Source organism: Streptomyces sp. NPDC093586, assembly GCF_044764905.1.
GTDB lineage: Bacteria > Actinomycetota > Actinomycetes > Streptomycetales > Streptomycetaceae > Streptomyces.
The window spans coordinates 1-14,390 of sequence record NZ_JBIWJA010000011.1; the positions used below are offsets into that span (position 1 = coordinate 1).

Here is a 14,390-nt window from a genome sequence, read left to right on the forward strand (position 1 = left end):
GACCGCTGCCGGACCCGCGGCAAGACCCACACCCAGGCCCTCCTCCGCCTGGCCCGGCAACGCATCAGCGTCCTGTTCGCCATGCTCCGCGACGGAACCTTCTACGAAGCGCGCATCCCCGCAGCAGTCACCACATGACCAGCTCGGCTTGACGAAAGACATAGAGGCACCCCCCTCTCCCGGGGGTTTCTCCGCGGCCACGTCGTGGCCGCGGACCTCGACCGGCGGGCGGGCGGCGGGGGCGACTCGCGAGGTGTCGATGTCGGTCGCGACCACCTTGCCGGTCGGCCCCACCCGCGGGCCGGCCAGGACACCACGGACGTGCCGTCGGCTCCCGCCTCCCAGCAGCGTCGGCCCGGGCCGACGCCGAGCGTTTCGAGGTGCCGGAACCTCGTGGGGTCGAAGAGGGCGGCGAAGGCGTCGAAGCGCTCCGCCGCCTCGGCCTGCTGGTTGTCGAGGAGATACCCGTCGGATCACGTCATGTCCCGATCACCCCAGTCGCCCGGCTCGCCGGAAGCGGCCGACGCACCTGCGCGACGGGCCCCGGCGCCGCGGGAAGCGGAGCGCAAGATGTCGTCCACAGGCGGGAACAGAGCCGTCCACAGGCGGGAACAAAGCGGAATCTCCCGTTTCCACAGGCTCGTACGCCGCTCACGCTCAGCTGGCAGACTGGCGCGCCACGGCGCGGAAACCGCGACGCGAGGGGACCCATGCGAGGAGACCGGGATGTCGATGGCGGGGAATCTGCGGAAGGTGACGACTCTCGGCAGAGTCGGTGGCCTCCGCGGAGTGGCACGGCTGGCCCGGCGGCGCCCGCGTGTCGATCTGAGCCACCCGGCCCGCTCTCCGCTGGGCTCCTCGGTGGTGAACTGCGTGACCTACCGGGACGGTGTCCGCACTCCCGCGTCCGGTGAACCGGTCGACGCCGTACGGCGGATGCGGGAGCACGGCGGCGGTTTCCTCTGGCTGGGCCTGCACGAGCCGACGGCCCGGGAATTCGCGGGCCTCGCGGAGCTCTTCCATCTGCATCCGCTGGCGGTCGAGGACGCGATCGAGGCCCACCAGCGCCCGAAGGTGGAGCGGTACGGCGACACGCTCTTCGCCGTGTTCAAGACGGTCTGCTACGTCGAGCACGAGGAACTCACGGCCACCAGCGAGGTGGTGGACACCGGGGAGATCATGGTGTTCGTCGGCGAGGACTTCGTGATCACCGTGCGGCACGGCCGGCACGGCTCGCTCGGCCCGCTGCGCGAAGGACTCGAGACCGATCCCGGGCAGCTCGCCAAGGGGCCGTCGGCAGTGCTGCACACGATCGCCGACCACGTGGTCGACGACTTCCTGACCGTCATCGAGGCGGTGCAGTCGGACATCGACCAGGTCGAGATCGACGTGTTCGCGGAGAACGGCGCGCGGGTCGACCCGGGCCGCATCTACCAGCTCAAGCGTGAACTCCTCGAGCTGAAGCGGGCCGTGGTGCCCCTCGGCCGTCCGCTGGAGGAGCTGGCCATCAGGCCGGCCCGGGTGGTCGATCCGGAGATACAGGCCTACTTCCGTGACGTGGCCGACCATCTGCTGCGGGCCACGGAACAGATCGCCGCGTTCGACGAGCTCCTCAACTCCATCCTGCAGGCGCATCTCGCCCAGGTGACGGTCGCGCAGAACGAGGACATGCGGAAGATCACCGCCTGGGCCGCCGTCATCGCCGTGCCCACGATGGTCTGCGGGGTGTACGGCATGAACTTCGACCACATGCCGGAACTGGGCTGGCGGTACGGCTACGGCCTGGTGCTGGGCGTCATATCCGTCGCCTGCCTGGTGCTGTACCGGGGGTTCCGGCGCAACGGCTGGCTCTGACCACGCCGCGGCACGGGCGGGCCGGGGCCGTGCCGGGCGTGTTCCGGGCGCACATGCGTGGCGGGCCGGGCGGGAGCCGTCCGGTCAGCCGCTCCATGCCGGGTGGCGCGGGTCGTCGGCGCGCACCAGGACGTCGGCGGTGCCGGCGGGGTCGGCCTCCTCGGCGTAGCGCTCGTAGGCCGGGAGGGTCCAGTGCTCGGTTTCAGGAGTACGGCGGCGCAGGGCGCCCGGAGTGAGGACGAGGTGGACGCTGAGGTCGAGGGGGAACCAGTGGCGCAGCAGGAAGGGGCCGTGCAACAGCAGCACGCCGCCGGCCGGGAGGTGGACGTAAGGACTGCGGGTGGCCCGGTCTGTCACCGGGTCCCACAGATCGGGCAGCACCCGCCCGTCACCGCCGGGTCCGAGGGGGTCGAAGACCTCACGCCACAGGGCGCCGGTGTCGTGCCAGCCGTTGTAGTAGGCCTCGACGTCCTGACGTCCGTACTCCAGGCGGAGGGAGGCGGGACGCAGGAAGCCCTCCGTCCCGACGACGAGGGAGGGGCGCCCGCGCAGGCGCAGCGCCTCGCCGACCCGTTCGGCGAGGTCGCCGGGGCGGGCGGCCGGTGCACCGTCGAAGGCGACGCGCGGCCAGGGGCTGCCGTCGGCCGGCGCCAGATCGAGCAGACGCTCGGCGAGCCGGTCGCCGAGCCGGTCCCAGGTGATCGCTTCCAGTCGCACGTGCCCATGATGCGCCGTCGGCCGTCGCACACGCGTGGGGGTCCGGCTGGACGCCCGCGTATGGTCCCGCGCCGCTCGGCCATGGTCACCGTGCCCGTGCGGGAGTTGACTGGAGGTGATCGATGGCAGACGGTGCCGGAGGGACACCGGCCCGACGGGTGGGAGTGGACGCGACATGATCGATGGGCCGTACTTCGTGCTGGCGGTGCTGGGCGTGCTCGGGGCCGGTCTGGCGGCCGGGGTGTTCTGTGCCTTCTCGACGTTCGTCATGCGGGGTCTCGCCGCGCTGCCGCCCGCGCAGGGCGTCGCGGCGATGAACGCGATCAACACGGCCGCGGTGCGTCCGGCGTTCATGCTGGTGTTCCTCGGGACGACGGTGGTCTCCGCGGTGATCGCGGTGGTGACGTTCGTGCTGCGGCCGGACGAGGGAGCGGTGGAGCTGCTGCTGGGCAGCGCGCTGTACCTGTTCGGGTCGTTCGGGGTCACCGTGGCGGCGAACGTGCCGCGCAACACGGCGCTGCTCCGGCTGGAGCCGGGCTCGGCCGAGGCGGCCGGCCGCTGGCCCTCGTACGTGCGCGAGTGGACCGCGTGGAACCACGTCCGTACGGGTGCCGCGGCCGCGGCGGCGGTGGCGTACGTGCTGGCCCTCGTCTGAGCGCGGCGCACCGGGCCTGCGGCGCCCCTGCGCGAGGACGGCCGGGCGGGTTGCCGTCGAGGGCCGGGCAGGAGGCGTGGTACGGCGCCCTGCGGGCGGCCGCGGCGGGACGTATCGTGACCGGAAGAGCGTCGCCCGGCGACGCCCGGCCTGCCACCCCGCACGCAAGGAAGACGGCCATGGCCGACCCCAAGGGATTCATGACCACGCCCCGCGAGGACTGGCCCCGCAGGTCTGTCGGGGAACGGGTGCGGGACTGGGACGAGGTGTACGTCCCGGGCGCGCTGCTTCCCCTGATCGGTCCGCAGGCCGACCGGTGCATGGACTGCGGCGTTCCCTTCTGCCACGAGGCCTGTCCGCTCGGCAACCTGATCCCGGAGTGGAACGATCTGGTCGCCCGCGCGGACTGGCGGGCGGCGAGCGACCGGCTGCACGCCACGAACAACTTCCCCGAGTTCACCGGCCGGTTGTGTCCGGCGCCGTGCGAGGCGGGGTGTGTGCTCGCCATCGACCAGCCGGCGGTCACCATCAAGAACGTCGAGTGCGCCATCGCCGACAGGGCCTGGGAGGAGGGCTTCACCTCCCCGTGTCCGCCGGACCGGCTGTCGGGACGGACCGTGGCGGTGATCGGGTCGGGGCCCGCCGGGCTGGCGGCCGCCCAGCAGCTGACCCGGGCCGGGCACACGGTCGCCGTCTACGAGCGGGACGACCGGATCGGCGGACTCCTGCGCTACGGCATCCCCGCGTTCAAGATGGAGAAGCGTCATCTGGAGCGCCGTATCGACCAGATGCGGGCCGAGGGGACCAGGTTCCGTACGTCGACGGCGGTCGGGCGGGATGCCGGCGCCGCTGAGCTGCGGGTCCGCTACGACGCGGTCGTGATCGCCACCGGGGCGACCGTGTGGCGCGAACTGCCCGTGCCGGGCCGGGAGCTGGCCGGGGTGCACCAGGCGATGGAGTATCTGCCGCTGGCCAACCGGGTGTGCGAGGGGGACCTGGAGGTCTCGCCGCTGTCCGCCGCCGGCCGGCACGTCGTCATCGTCGGCGGCGGTGACACCGGCGCGGACTGTCTCGGCACGGCGGTGCGGGAAGGGGCCGCGTCCGTGACCCAGCTGGACATCTACGCCCAGCCGGGCACGGCGCGCGACGAGGAGGCCGAGCCCTGGCCGACGTATCCGAGGCTCTACCGGCTGTCGGTCGCGCACGAGGAGGCACGCCACCTGCGGTCGGCGCCGGCGGCCGACGCGGACGCGCGGCTGTTCGCGGCGTCCACCCTGCGCCTCACCGGTGACGCGCAGGGGCACGTGCGCTCGCTGCACCTGGTCGGGGTGGACGCCGGGCGCCGCCCGCTGCCCGGTACCGAGCGGGCGCTCCCCGCCGACCTGGTGCTGCTCGCCCTCGGCTTCTCGGGCCCCGACCGGACGGACGGGCTCGTCGACGGGCTGGGGCTGGAACTGGAGCCCCGGGGCACGATCGCCCGGGACCGGGATTTCGCCACCAACGTTCCCGGGGTGTTCGCCGCGGGGGACGCCGCCCGCGGGCAGTCGCTCATCGTGTGGGCGATCGCCGAGGGGCGGGCGGTGGCGGCCGCCGTCGACCGCCACCTGTCGGGCGGCAGCACACGTCTGCCGGCGCCGATCGGCCCTTACGACCGTCCGATGACGGCCTGAGCCGCGGCCGGTTCCCACACCCCCGGCGGGCCGCCCGCGCCCCGGTCACGGCTTGCGGGCCACCGCCCCGTAGCCCGGGATGACCCCGTCGTCCTGTCCGGCGACCGGCTCGCCCAGCTCCGGGTGCCACAGGTGGGGCACCTCGATGCCCGGTTCGACCAGGTCGAGGCCTTCGAAGAAGCGGGCGAACTCCGCGCGTGAACGCAGGGCCAGGGTGACGCCGGCGGCCCTGAGCTTCTCGGTGGCCGCCCGCGACTCCTCGGGCGTGAAGTCGGCCGTCGCGTGGGACATCACCAGATGGCTGCCGGAGGGCAGCGCGGCCAGCAGCCGGCCGACCAGGTCGTGCGCGCCGTCCTCGTCGGGGACGAAGTGCAGCAGCGCGACCAGCGACAGCGCCACGGGCCGGTCGAAGTCCAGGATCTTCCTGGCGCCGTCCAGGACGGCGTCGGGGTCCCGCACATCGGCCTGGAGGTACTCGGTCGCCCCCTCGGGCGTGCCGCGCAGCAGGGCCGCCGCGTGCGCCAGCACGATCGGGTCGTTGTCACAGTAGACGACGCGGGAGTCGGGCGCGATCTCCTGTGCGACCTGGTGGAGGTTGGGCGCGGTGGGGATGCCGGTGCCGATGTCCAGGAACTGCCGTACGCCGTTGCGGGCCAGCCACCGGGTGGCCCGCTGCATGAAGGCGCGGTTGACCCGTGCCATCACCGGCACCCTCGGGTCGAGGGCGAGCATCTGCCGGCCCATCTCCTCGTCGACCGGGTAGTTGTCCTTGCCGCCGAGATACCAGTCGTACATCCGCGCGGGGTGTGGCCTGCTCGTGTCGATGCCGGCCTGGTGCTGCCCGGTCATGGAGCGCTCCAAGGTGTGAAGTTTTCGCAGCAATCGGTGATCAACTCGGTGCTGAACAGCTTAAGAACAACCATCAACAGCGGCACGTGCTTCAGGACAGCAGGAAGTCCGCCTCTCCCGCCTTCGCTCCCTCGATGAAGGCCGTCATCTCGGCGGAGGTGTAGATCAGCGCCGGTCCGTCGGGGTCGGTGGACTGCCTTACGGCGATCCGGCCGTCGGCGAGCTTCATCGCCTCCAGGCAGTTGCCGCCGTTGCCGCCGCTCCACGGTTTGTGCCAGCCCTCGCTGCCCAGCTCGCGGGCGGGCATGCCGTTGTAGATGCGCTCGGCGCGGCCGCGTGGCGATGGCTGGGACTTGATGCGGTTCATTCACAGCTCCTTGCGGAGATCCCGGAGGATCTCCTTCGTGCGATGTGCCGTGGCGGCCTGCGCCGCCATGCGGTCCATGACCTCGAGGTGGGTCGCCACCTCGGCGCGCGCGTCGAGGTAGACGGCGCCGGTCAGGTACTCGCTGTAGACCATGTCGGGAAGTTCCGGCACGGCGAATCGGAACAGCACGAAGGGCCCGTACGTGCCGGGGTGCGGCCCGTTCGCGAACGGGGCGATCTGCAGCGTCACGTGGGGCAGCTTCGTGGCGTCGAGCAGCTTGTCGATCTGGGCACGCATCACCTCCGGGCCGCCGATCGGGCGGCGCAGCGCGGTCTCGTCCATGACGACCCACAGCCGGGGCGCGTCCTCGCGGGTGAGCAGTTCCTGGCGTCGCATGCGCAGGTCGACATGGCGCTCGATGTCGTCGGGCCGGGTCTGGCCGATGGCGCCCGAGCGGAGCACCCCGCGCGCGTAGTCCTCGGTCTGCAGCAGCCCGGGGACGAAGTGGGGCTCGTAGGAGCGGATCAGCGAGGCCGCGCCCTCCAGGCTGACGTACATGGAGAACCAGCCCGGAAGGATGTCGTGGAAGCGCTGCCACCACCCGGGTCTGTTGGCGTCCTCGGCCAGCTGGACGAAGACCTCGGCCTCCTCGTCCCCGACGCCGTAGGCCTTCAGCAGCAGCTGGAGGTACGGGATCTTGAGGGCGACCTCGGCCGTCTCCATGCGGCGCACGGTCGCGGGGGCCACGCGCAGGATGCGGGCGGCTTCCTCACGCTTGAGTCCCGCGCGTTCACGCAGGTCCAGCAGGCGTCGGCCGAGGACGACCTGGCCGACCGTCGGCGCGGACCGCGGCTCGCTCACCGCCCCACCTCCACGAAGAGTCCTGAACAGTCCCGTGATCATGTGATCCCCGAACCGGCGACCTCATGATCATCGACGAGCCGGCCGCGATGCGCGCGGACAGCCCGGCGGCGCCATTCGAAGATCCATTCGAAAGTCCGGACGGACCTTCGGTGATCCGAAGTGGCGCCGCTCGACGTGCTGCTGCGAAGCAGTGTGCCACGCCCTTCCGGACCGCCACACAGCACTCTGAAATTTTCAGAGTGACACTTGCCAAGTGTTCACGGCGGGGCGATAGTGGCAAGCGTGATTCCGTCCGCGCCCTTAGGAACAGACGCCGTCGCGGCCCCTGTGGGCCTCGGCGCCACGGTAGGAGCCCGCCTCGCGGGGGCCGCCGCCGAGCGCCGGTTCCGCTTCGAGCTGGCCGCACACCCGGGCTCTCCCGCGCAGGCCAGACGCCTGACACGCGCCCGGCTGAACGGCTGGTCGGTGTGCGAGGACACCTGCGACACCGCGGCCCTGGTGGTCTCCGAGCTGGTGACCAACGCGATCGTGCACACCGCGAGTCGGCACATCGTGTGCGAGCTGCACGACGGCGACGAGCTGGTGCGCATAGCCGTACGCGACGAGGGATGCGCACCCGGCCAGCCGCACCCGTCGGACGGGCGACCCGACGACGAGCACGGCAGGGGGCTCCTCCTCGTCGACGCCCTGTGCGACGCCTGGGGCGCCCACGAGCACGGGCCCGGACTGCTGGTCTGGGCCGAACTGCCGCGCAGGGCCGACGCGCCGCGCGGTCCGTACGAACCCCGCGACGACCTGGGCTGGGGCGCCCGCCCGAAGCCCACGCCCGCCGACTCCACCGGCGACGCGGGCAAGGCCGAGGGACACCACCCAGAGGCACATCACGGAACGGGGACCGAATGGCTATGAGGGCTCCGTCCGGCATCCGCCCGCTCGGCCTGGACACCCTGGTCCGTCTGCAGCGCGCGCTGCGCGAGCCCGGAACCCCCCGGCGACTGCCCGTGCCGGACGGCATGACGGCCCCGCTGGGCTGCGACGCGGTCACGGTGCCCGCTCGCTTCGGCCCTCTGGTGATGCCCCGGCTGCCACGCGTGGGGTGCGTCTACGCCGACGAGGCGCACTGGTGGTGGATCGTTCCGTCCGACTCCGACTACGCCCTGGAGTGGCCCGCCCCGGCTCGGTACGCCACCGGCGCGGTCGTCCCCGACGCCCCGGGCCTTCCCGGCCTGATACACCGGCCGGAGGGCACGGTCCCCTACACCCCGCCCATCCCGCTCTACCTGGCGCTGTGCCGCCTGACGGGCACGACGCCCACGTGGTCACGCCCGGTGAGCGCGTAGCCCCGACGCGCTCCGCGCCGCCCCTCCCTCACGCCCCCGAAGCCCGCGCGCCCGGCAGGCCGTGTCACGCGGCCGCGTCGCCGGCGGCCTCGCCACCGCGGACGACGACCAGGAACATGTCCGTGGCGAGGTCCATGACGACCTCGGCGGGCAGGCCCTCCAGACGCCGCGCCTGCGCGAACTCCTCCGCAGGCCAGGACCCGCGCGGGCCGCCGGCGGGAAAGCGTTCGAGCACCGTTCGCCCGTTCACCCTGCACCTCCATGTAGCGCTGTACTCGTAGAGTTAAACGCCAACCATGGAGCGAACGCCTCGTGAAGTGACGGTACTGAGACTAAGTTGACACTCGTTCACCGCAAAGTGTGAGCGCCGTCTCAGCCGTTCGGGTCTGTTCGCTACGGTGCGTGTCAGTCCTCGTACTCGTCGTGGTATTGGATCCCCTCACTGCCCACAGGCGCCCCGAGAGCCGACGCGCGCCCCTCCGGTCGTTCCCACTGCTCCCGTCGGCCGAGCGCGGTCAGGTCGAGGAGGCTGGTGGTCGAGCCGAGCCCGTCGAGGCCGCGCTCGTACGTCGAGTAGGTGTGGAAGACCCGGTCGCGGTCCCGCAGGAAGCAGCTGAGTCCCGGCCGCTCGGTGAGCTCCCCCTCGTGTTCGAGGGTCACCTCGAAGTCGGTGTTGAAGTCGCTGACGTAGGACGAGTACCAGGGCAGCGTCCAGCCCATCCGCGCCTTGAACGGAAGGATCTTCGGGTACGGCGCCCGGGACACCGCCGCGAAGGACGTGCCGCGTGCGCGCAGGTGCGCGAGGTGCCCGATCTGGTCCAGGAACGCGGAGCAGCCGCGGCAGCCGGCGTCCCACTCGGGGGAGAACATGAAGTGGTGGACGATGAGCTGGTCGCGTCCCTCGAAGAGGTCGAGCAGGGAGACCTTGCCGTCGCCGCCCTCGAAGACGTACTCCTTGTCGACCTCCACCATGGGCAGTGCGCGCCGCTCGGCGTTGAGCGCGTCCCGGGCGCGTGTGGCCGCTTTCTCCTTGGCCAGCAAGGCCTCGCGTGCCGCGCGCCAGTCCTCGCGCGAGACGATCTCGGGAAGCGACATGGGCTCCAGCTCCTCCTGTGCAGCGGTCCGTCGGAGGTGCTGACCGGGGGGCGCAGTGGAACTCATCGCGGCGCGGCAGGATTTTTTTCCGGACCGCCGGTCCGGCGTGAGCCCTACCCGGCGACCGGCAGCTCCGGCAGGCGCAGACCCGCGCGTTCGCGCCGCTCGGCCAGCTCGTCCCGCAGCTCGGCGAGCCGTTCGGTGTGCCGGGGTGTGAGGCGGCCGCTGTCATCGAGGTGCACGGCGCACGCGGTGGTGGTGTCGACGAGCCGTTCCAGGAGAGCGGCGACCTCGTCGGCGCCCGCGGAGTGCCGGGCGAGCGCCGGCAGCTCGGCGGCGGCGAGGGCTACGGCGCTGCGGGCCTCGGCGAGCGTGCGGTAGGCCTCCCGGCGCAACCGCCAGCGGGCGGCGTGGTCGTCGGACTCGCTCAGTACGTGGGTGAGATAGGCGTACGCGGCGTCGCCCGCCGCCTCGATCCGGGCGCGGACCGTGCCGCCGCGCTGTCCCGGCATCGGCAGATGCCCGACGATCAGCACGATCGCGCAGGCCAGCAGGGTCTCCCCGATGCGGCTGAGCGCGGCCTGGGGTTCGCCGCCGGTCATGACCAGAGCGAGGACGAGGACGGTGACGACGGCGGTCTGGGCGGCGAAGTGCCGGGCGGCGACGGGCACGAGGGCGCCGCTGACGGCGACGAGCGCGACGAGCCCCTCCGGCCGGGGCAGCACGGCGGCGAACCCGGCGAAGACGAGCGCCCCGAGGACGGTCCCGGCCGCCCGGCACAGCACCCGGGACACGAGCGGCCCGAGGTCGGGCTTGACCAGGAAGACGGCGGTGGCGGGCAGCCAGTACCAGTGCTGGTGCGACCCGTACCAGTGGCCGTGGTGCAGGACCTGGGCGACGGCGGCACTGGCTCCGAAGCAGAGACCGACGCGCAGCCCGTACTCCCGGCCACCGGCGCCGAACACGGTGCGCGCCGCGGAGGAGAGCGACCGCCTGCGGGTGTGCAGGTCCCGGCTGCTGCCCCGGTCGAAGGCCTCCGCGGCGTGCAGGAGGGCGTCGTCGAGGGCCCGCAGGGCCGGTTCGGTGCGGGTGGGGGCGGGCAGCGGCCCGGTGTGGGTGTTGCCGCGGACGGCCGCGGCGAGCCGTCGGGGCCCTTCGGCGGCCCGCACGGGCACGGGGTGCCCCGCCCAGGCGAGCGCGGTGGCGGCCTCGCCGAGGGGCAGCGCGGCGGCGTACTGCGCGTGCAGCCGTCGTTCTGCCGAGGAGGAGGCATGGCGTCGCAGCCGGGGTCCGGCGAGCGCGTCCTGCGCGTGGTCGAGGGCTGCGGTGAGCGCGGCCCGGCGGGCGTCGGCGTGTTCGGTGCCCGCCGCCTCCAGCAGCGCGGCGACGGCGTCGTACACGGCGGCGACGGCCGCGCGCTCCCCGTCGAAGCGGAAGTCGAGGCGCGCCTCGCCGGTGAGGGAGCCGGGTGTGGGCAGGAGCAGCCGCAGCGTGAGCAGCCATCCGGCGCCGGCGAGGAAGGCGAGGACGCTCTGCCAGCCGGGGCCGGGCAGCGGCATGCCGGCCCCCACGGCGGTGGTGACCAGCAGCTGCGTCCCGGTGCCGGACGCGACGGTCCCGACGGCGCTGATGCCTCCGGCGACCAGCCCGAGCGCGGTCAGCGCCAGGGCCAGCGGGGCGGGGCCGAGGTGCTGCCCCGCCACGGTGCCGATCAGCAGCCCGGCCGCCCCGGCGAGCGCCGGCACGCCGATCCGACGGACGGACGTACGGCGACTGCCCGGCCGGTCGTTGATGCCGGCCAGCATGGCGGCGATGGCGGCGACGACACCGAGGGAGGTCCGCCCGGCGAGCAGGGCGGCGAGCAGCAGCGGCCCGCCGGCCAGCGCACCCCGCGTGACCGCGTTCCAGGGCACGGGCCCGCGCTGGGCTCGCAGGGCATGGGCGAGCCAGGGCGGAAGCGCGAGGGCGGCGGTGCGGGCGGTGCGTGGCACGGGGCTCCTGTCGTCCGGTCGAGGGCGGGGGTGAGCCTTCGGGCGACGGTGGCCGGGCTGTGGCGTGTGCTGTCAAGGGTACGGCCGGTTTTTGATGGGGCGGAAACGGGCGGGTTTCGGGGACGTGACGGCTCACGGCACGGCAAGGCCCCTCGACGGCTCCGCCCCGTCGACGCCGGTCACCGACCGTGCCGGGCCGCCTCCATGGCACCGCTCAGCAGTTCCCGGGCCCGCGCGACCACCCCTGCCAGGGACCGTGGATCCGTGGTCGGACGCGTCAGGAGTACGTCGATCCCGCCCAGCCCCGCCCGTTCGACCAGCCCCTTCTCGTTGGTGACCCACTGCCCGCGCGCCGCCAGCACCGCGTGTGCCGTCTGGGTCGTGGCGAGGGCGATCGCGCCGGCGACCTGGGTGAGGGCGCCCTTGGGGGCGTGGCCCGCCTCGGCGTAGGCGAGGGCGGCCGTGGCCGCGCCGTACCAGTGGTCGGGGGCGGTGGTGCGCAGGGCCTCGGGGTAGGCGGGGCGGGGCAGGTCCCCGCGCAGCACCTCGTTGATCGCCAGCTCGGCGACGACCAGGTACGTCGGGACGCCCGCCAGGTGGAACATCAGCGGCTCGACGTCGAAGCGGCCCGCCCGCGCCCGCGCCGTCTCGTGCTCGACCACGTCGAGGTCGCGGTAGTGCAGGTCGACCCGGCGTTCGTCGATCGTCAGCCAGGCACCCCCGTTGAAGACGCCGCCGCCCCAGGCGCCGACGTCGGAGACCTCCCCCGGCCAGCCGAGGGCACGGAGGTCGTCCGGGTCGAAGGCGCCCCGGTAGTAGACCGCCAGGTCCCAGTCGCTGTCGGGCCGGTGAGTGCCCTGGGCCCGGGATCCGCCGAGGGTGACGGCCCGGACGGCGGGCAGCGCGGCGAGCCGGTCGGCGGTCGTGTCGAGGAAGGCCTGGTCCGTGAGGGAGGGCACTGCTGCGGGCTCCTGGCGGTGGGTGCGGCGGACGGACGCCGGAAGCCTAGGCGACCCGGGGTGCGGACCGCGAGGGAAAATCGGGTGCGGCGGCGGGCCGGAGAACGGACGATCGGGAGGTTGTCCGTCCGCCTCACCAGGAGCCCCCGTGATCCAGCGCGTCACCGTGCCCGGCCTGTTCCCGCCGCCCGCCTACTCGCACGCCTCCGTCGTCGAGGCGGGGACGAAGCTCGCCTTCCTGGCCGGGTCCGTCCCGCTCGACGCGGAGGGGAACCTGGTCGGTGAGGGTGACCCGGTCCGTCAGACCGAACAGGTGATCGCCAATCTCAACGAACAGCTGAAGGCCGTCGGCAGCGGCCTCGAGCACGCCGTCTCGACCGACGTGTACGTCGTGAGCAGCCGGACCGCCGACCTGTCCGCCGTCTGGGACGTCGTCGAGGCGTCCGGCCTCAGTACCGGGCCGCACTCCTCGACGCTGATCGGCGTCAGCTGTCTCGGTTACCCGGGCCAGCTGGTGGAGATCACGGCCACGGCCGTCGTACCGGAGCGGGCACGGTCGTGACCGCCGTGGGCACGTCGCCACCGGTCCTGTTGCGGCGGGCGACGGCCGCCGACGCCCGTGCCGCGGCCGACGTCTGGCTGCGCTCCTTCGCCGCCGCCCTGCCGACCGTGGTCCGGCCCCGCACCGACGAAGAGGTCCGCGACCACTTCCGGCACGTGGTGGTGCCCCGTTGCGAGACGTGGGTGGCCCAGGCGGCGGGCGGCGAGGTCGTCGGGGTGATGGTGCTGGAGGAGACCGAGCTCGCGCAGCTGTATCTCGCTCCCGACCGGCGTGGGTGCGGGATCGGTGACCGGTTTGTCGCGCTGGCCAAGGAACGCCGGCCGGCAGGGCTGTCGTTGTGGACCTTCCGGGTCAACACGCCCGCGCGGCGCTTCTACGAGCGGCACGGGTTCAGGGCCGTGGAGTGGACGGACGGTGCCCGGAACGAGGAGCGGGAGCCCGACGTGCGGTATGTGTGGGAACCGTAGAACGGGCCGGTCACGTGCCGTCTCGCGCGTATCTGTCCGTCGCCGCCACCAGCACGTCGTCCCCGGTCGCTCCGGCGTCGTGTCCGGCCTCGTCCACGACCACCAGCTCGCTGTCCGGCCAGGCGTGATGGAGCCGCCAGACGGTGCCGAGGAGGTTGCCGAGGTCGAGGCTGCCCTGCACCAGGGTGCCGGGGATGCCCTTCAGCAGGTGCGCGTCGCGCAGGACCACGCCCTCGTCGTTGCCGTCGCCGAGGAAGTGGCCGTTGCCCCAGTAGTGCGTGACGGTACGGGCGAAGCCCCTGCGGAACACCGGGTCCTGGAAGCGTGCGACCGAGCCAGGAGGTGCGGGGACGATCGCCGTCTCCCAGTCGGTCCAGGCCCGTGCGGCGCGTTCCCTGACCTCCGGGTCGGGTGACTCCAGCAGCCGGTTGCAGGCGGCGGCCAGGTTGCCGTCGCGTTCGCCGGCCGGCAGTTCGGCGAGAAACCGCTCGTGGGCCTCCGGGAAGACCTTCCCCAGCCCGCGGGTCAGGAGTTCCACTTCGGGATTCGAGCCGGTCGCGACTCCGGTCAGGACGAGCTCGGACACGACGCCGGGGTGGGTCTGGGCGTACCGCAGCCCCAGGACGGACCCCCACGACACGCCCCACACCAGCCACCGGCCGATCCCCAGGTGGGCGCGCAGCCGCTCCAGGTCCGCCATGACGTGGGTGGTCGTGTTCACGCTCATATCGGTGGCGGGGTCGCTCGACGGGGGTACCGACCGCCCGGCGCCGCGCTGGTCGAGCAGCACGATCCGGTACGCGGCCGGGTCGAAGTAGCGCCTGAGGTTCGGGCTCGTGCCGGATCCGGGCCCGCCGTGCAGCACCAGTGCGGGCTTGCCGCGCGGGTTCCCGGAGGTCTCCCAGTGAACGTGGTTGCCGTTCCCGACGTCGAGCATGCCGTGGTCGTACGGTTCGGTCTTCGGATACAGGCCCATCGGTGCACCGTAAGGCCGACGGGC

At 73.0% G+C, this 14,390-nt stretch carries 16 protein-coding genes and 2 pseudogenes; 8 read left to right on the forward strand and 10 right to left on the reverse strand.

What is annotated here, in order from left to right; translation table 11 throughout:
- A pseudogene (locus ACIRFH_RS14105) lies at positions 1-138 on the forward strand (IS110 family transposase); the annotation flags it as partial.
- 33 nt (positions 139-171) lie between these two features.
- On the opposite strand, the pseudogene ACIRFH_RS14110 reads toward ACIRFH_RS14105, so the two are convergent.
- Positions 172-473 (reverse strand): annotated as a pseudogene (locus tag ACIRFH_RS14110) (SAM-dependent methyltransferase); the annotation flags it as partial.
- A 253-nt stretch (positions 474-726) separates the two neighbouring features.
- On the opposite strand from ACIRFH_RS14110, the gene ACIRFH_RS14115 reads away from it, so the two are divergent.
- Positions 727-1,854 (forward strand): magnesium and cobalt transport protein CorA, encoded by a 1,128-nt coding sequence (locus ACIRFH_RS14115; RefSeq protein ID WP_403520177.1) that lies wholly within the window; start codon positions 727-729, stop codon positions 1,852-1,854.
- An 84-nt stretch (positions 1,855-1,938) separates the two neighbouring features.
- Here the strand turns inward: ACIRFH_RS14115 and ACIRFH_RS14120 are convergent, their stop codons facing one another.
- Positions 1,939-2,571 (reverse strand): uridine kinase, encoded by a 633-nt coding sequence (locus ACIRFH_RS14120; protein WP_403520179.1) that lies wholly within the window; start codon positions 2,569-2,571, stop codon positions 1,939-1,941.
- 175 nt (positions 2,572-2,746) lie between these two features.
- On the opposite strand from ACIRFH_RS14120, the gene ACIRFH_RS14125 reads away from it, so the two are divergent.
- Positions 2,747-3,226, forward strand: coding sequence for a DUF1772 domain-containing protein (locus ACIRFH_RS14125; protein ID WP_403520181.1), 480 nt, complete (start codon positions 2,747-2,749; stop codon positions 3,224-3,226).
- A gap of 179 nt (positions 3,227-3,405) precedes the next feature.
- Positions 3,406-4,896, forward strand: coding sequence for a glutamate synthase subunit beta (locus ACIRFH_RS14130; RefSeq protein ID WP_403520183.1), 1,491 nt, complete (start codon positions 3,406-3,408; stop codon positions 4,894-4,896).
- Positions 4,897-4,941: 45 nt separating this feature from the next.
- On the opposite strand, the gene ACIRFH_RS14135 is transcribed toward ACIRFH_RS14130, so the two are convergent.
- From ACIRFH_RS14135 to ACIRFH_RS14145, 3 genes are all read right to left on the reverse strand, one after another.
- Positions 4,942-5,745: an SAM-dependent methyltransferase gene (locus ACIRFH_RS14135; RefSeq protein ID WP_403520185.1), complete on the reverse strand. Its 804-nt coding sequence runs from the start codon at positions 5,743-5,745 to the stop codon at positions 4,942-4,944.
- 91 nt (positions 5,746-5,836) lie between these two features.
- Positions 5,837-6,112: a DUF397 domain-containing protein gene (locus ACIRFH_RS14140; RefSeq protein ID WP_161168324.1), complete on the reverse strand. Its 276-nt coding sequence runs from the start codon at positions 6,110-6,112 to the stop codon at positions 5,837-5,839.
- The gene (locus ACIRFH_RS14145) at positions 6,113-6,973 is read right to left on the reverse strand and encodes a helix-turn-helix domain-containing protein (protein ID WP_403520187.1); all 861 of its coding nucleotides are present in this window, start codon (positions 6,971-6,973) and stop codon (positions 6,113-6,115) included.
- A gap of 276 nt (positions 6,974-7,249) precedes the next feature.
- Between ACIRFH_RS14145 and ACIRFH_RS14150 the strand changes: the two genes are divergently transcribed.
- Together ACIRFH_RS14150 and ACIRFH_RS14155 are read left to right on the forward strand one after the other, a co-directional pair.
- Positions 7,250-7,885: an ATP-binding protein gene (locus ACIRFH_RS14150; protein WP_403520189.1), complete on the forward strand. Its 636-nt coding sequence runs from the start codon at positions 7,250-7,252 to the stop codon at positions 7,883-7,885.
- Positions 7,882-8,316, forward strand: a complete 435-nt coding sequence (locus tag ACIRFH_RS14155) for a hypothetical protein (RefSeq protein WP_403520467.1) — start codon at positions 7,882-7,884, stop codon at positions 8,314-8,316. The genes ACIRFH_RS14150 and ACIRFH_RS14155 overlap by 4 nt, the downstream gene beginning before the upstream one ends.
- A 64-nt stretch (positions 8,317-8,380) precedes the next feature.
- On the opposite strand, the gene ACIRFH_RS14160 is transcribed toward ACIRFH_RS14155, so the two are convergent.
- The 4 genes from ACIRFH_RS14160 to ACIRFH_RS14175 all read right to left on the reverse strand — a co-directional run bounded on the left by ACIRFH_RS14160 (position 8,381) and on the right by ACIRFH_RS14175 (position 12,361).
- A complete protein-coding gene (locus tag ACIRFH_RS14160) occupies positions 8,381-8,566 on the reverse strand; it encodes a hypothetical protein (RefSeq protein WP_226024252.1) in 186 nt (61 codons plus the stop codon).
- 155 nt (positions 8,567-8,721) lie between these two features.
- Positions 8,722-9,411 (reverse strand): DUF899 domain-containing protein, encoded by a 690-nt coding sequence (locus tag ACIRFH_RS14165; protein WP_403520191.1) that lies wholly within the window; start codon positions 9,409-9,411, stop codon positions 8,722-8,724.
- A 113-nt stretch (positions 9,412-9,524) separates the two neighbouring features.
- Entirely contained in the window at positions 9,525-11,402 is a 1,878-nt protein-coding gene (locus tag ACIRFH_RS14170) for an FUSC family protein (RefSeq protein WP_403520193.1), read from the reverse strand.
- 179 nt (positions 11,403-11,581) lie between these two features.
- The gene (locus tag ACIRFH_RS14175) at positions 11,582-12,361 is read right to left on the reverse strand and encodes a nucleotidyltransferase domain-containing protein (protein WP_403520195.1); all 780 of its coding nucleotides are present in this window, start codon (positions 12,359-12,361) and stop codon (positions 11,582-11,584) included.
- Positions 12,362-12,509: 148 nt separating this feature from the next.
- On the opposite strand from ACIRFH_RS14175, the gene ACIRFH_RS14180 reads away from it, so the two are divergent.
- Together ACIRFH_RS14180 and ACIRFH_RS14185 are read left to right on the forward strand one after the other, a co-directional pair.
- Entirely contained in the window at positions 12,510-12,923 is a 414-nt protein-coding gene (locus ACIRFH_RS14180) for a RidA family protein (protein WP_403520197.1), read from the forward strand.
- Entirely contained in the window at positions 12,920-13,390 is a 471-nt protein-coding gene (locus ACIRFH_RS14185) for a GNAT family N-acetyltransferase (protein ID WP_403520199.1), read from the forward strand. Before ACIRFH_RS14180 ends, ACIRFH_RS14185 begins: the two co-directional genes overlap by 4 nt.
- 10 nt (positions 13,391-13,400) lie before the next feature.
- Here ACIRFH_RS14185 and pip read toward each other — a convergent pair whose 3' ends face one another.
- The gene (pip, locus tag ACIRFH_RS14190) at positions 13,401-14,366 is read right to left on the reverse strand and encodes a prolyl aminopeptidase (RefSeq protein WP_403520201.1); all 966 of its coding nucleotides are present in this window, start codon (positions 14,364-14,366) and stop codon (positions 13,401-13,403) included.
- Positions 14,367-14,390 lie beyond the last annotated feature (24 nt).

Excerpts from the sequence above, each read along its gene's own strand:
- ACIRFH_RS14155 (WP_403520467.1), top strand. The coding sequence starts at position 7,882 with ATGAGGGCTCCGTCCGGCATCCGCCCGCTCGGCCTGGACACCCTGGTC.
- ACIRFH_RS14125 (WP_403520181.1), top strand. The coding sequence starts at position 2,747 with ATGATCGATGGGCCGTACTTCGTGCTGGCGGTGCTGGGCGTGCTCGGG.
- ACIRFH_RS14140 (WP_161168324.1), bottom strand. The coding sequence starts at position 6,112 with ATGAACCGCATCAAGTCCCAGCCATCGCCACGCGGCCGCGCCGAGCGC.
- ACIRFH_RS14165 (WP_403520191.1), bottom strand. The coding sequence starts at position 9,411 with ATGTCGCTTCCCGAGATCGTCTCGCGCGAGGACTGGCGCGCGGCACGC.
- ACIRFH_RS14115 (WP_403520177.1), top strand. The coding sequence starts at position 727 with ATGTCGATGGCGGGGAATCTGCGGAAGGTGACGACTCTCGGCAGAGTC.
- ACIRFH_RS14130 (WP_403520183.1), top strand. The coding sequence starts at position 3,406 with ATGGCCGACCCCAAGGGATTCATGACCACGCCCCGCGAGGACTGGCCC.
- pip (WP_403520201.1), bottom strand. The coding sequence starts at position 14,366 with ATGGGCCTGTATCCGAAGACCGAACCGTACGACCACGGCATGCTCGAC.
- ACIRFH_RS14135 (WP_403520185.1), bottom strand. The coding sequence starts at position 5,745 with ATGACCGGGCAGCACCAGGCCGGCATCGACACGAGCAGGCCACACCCC.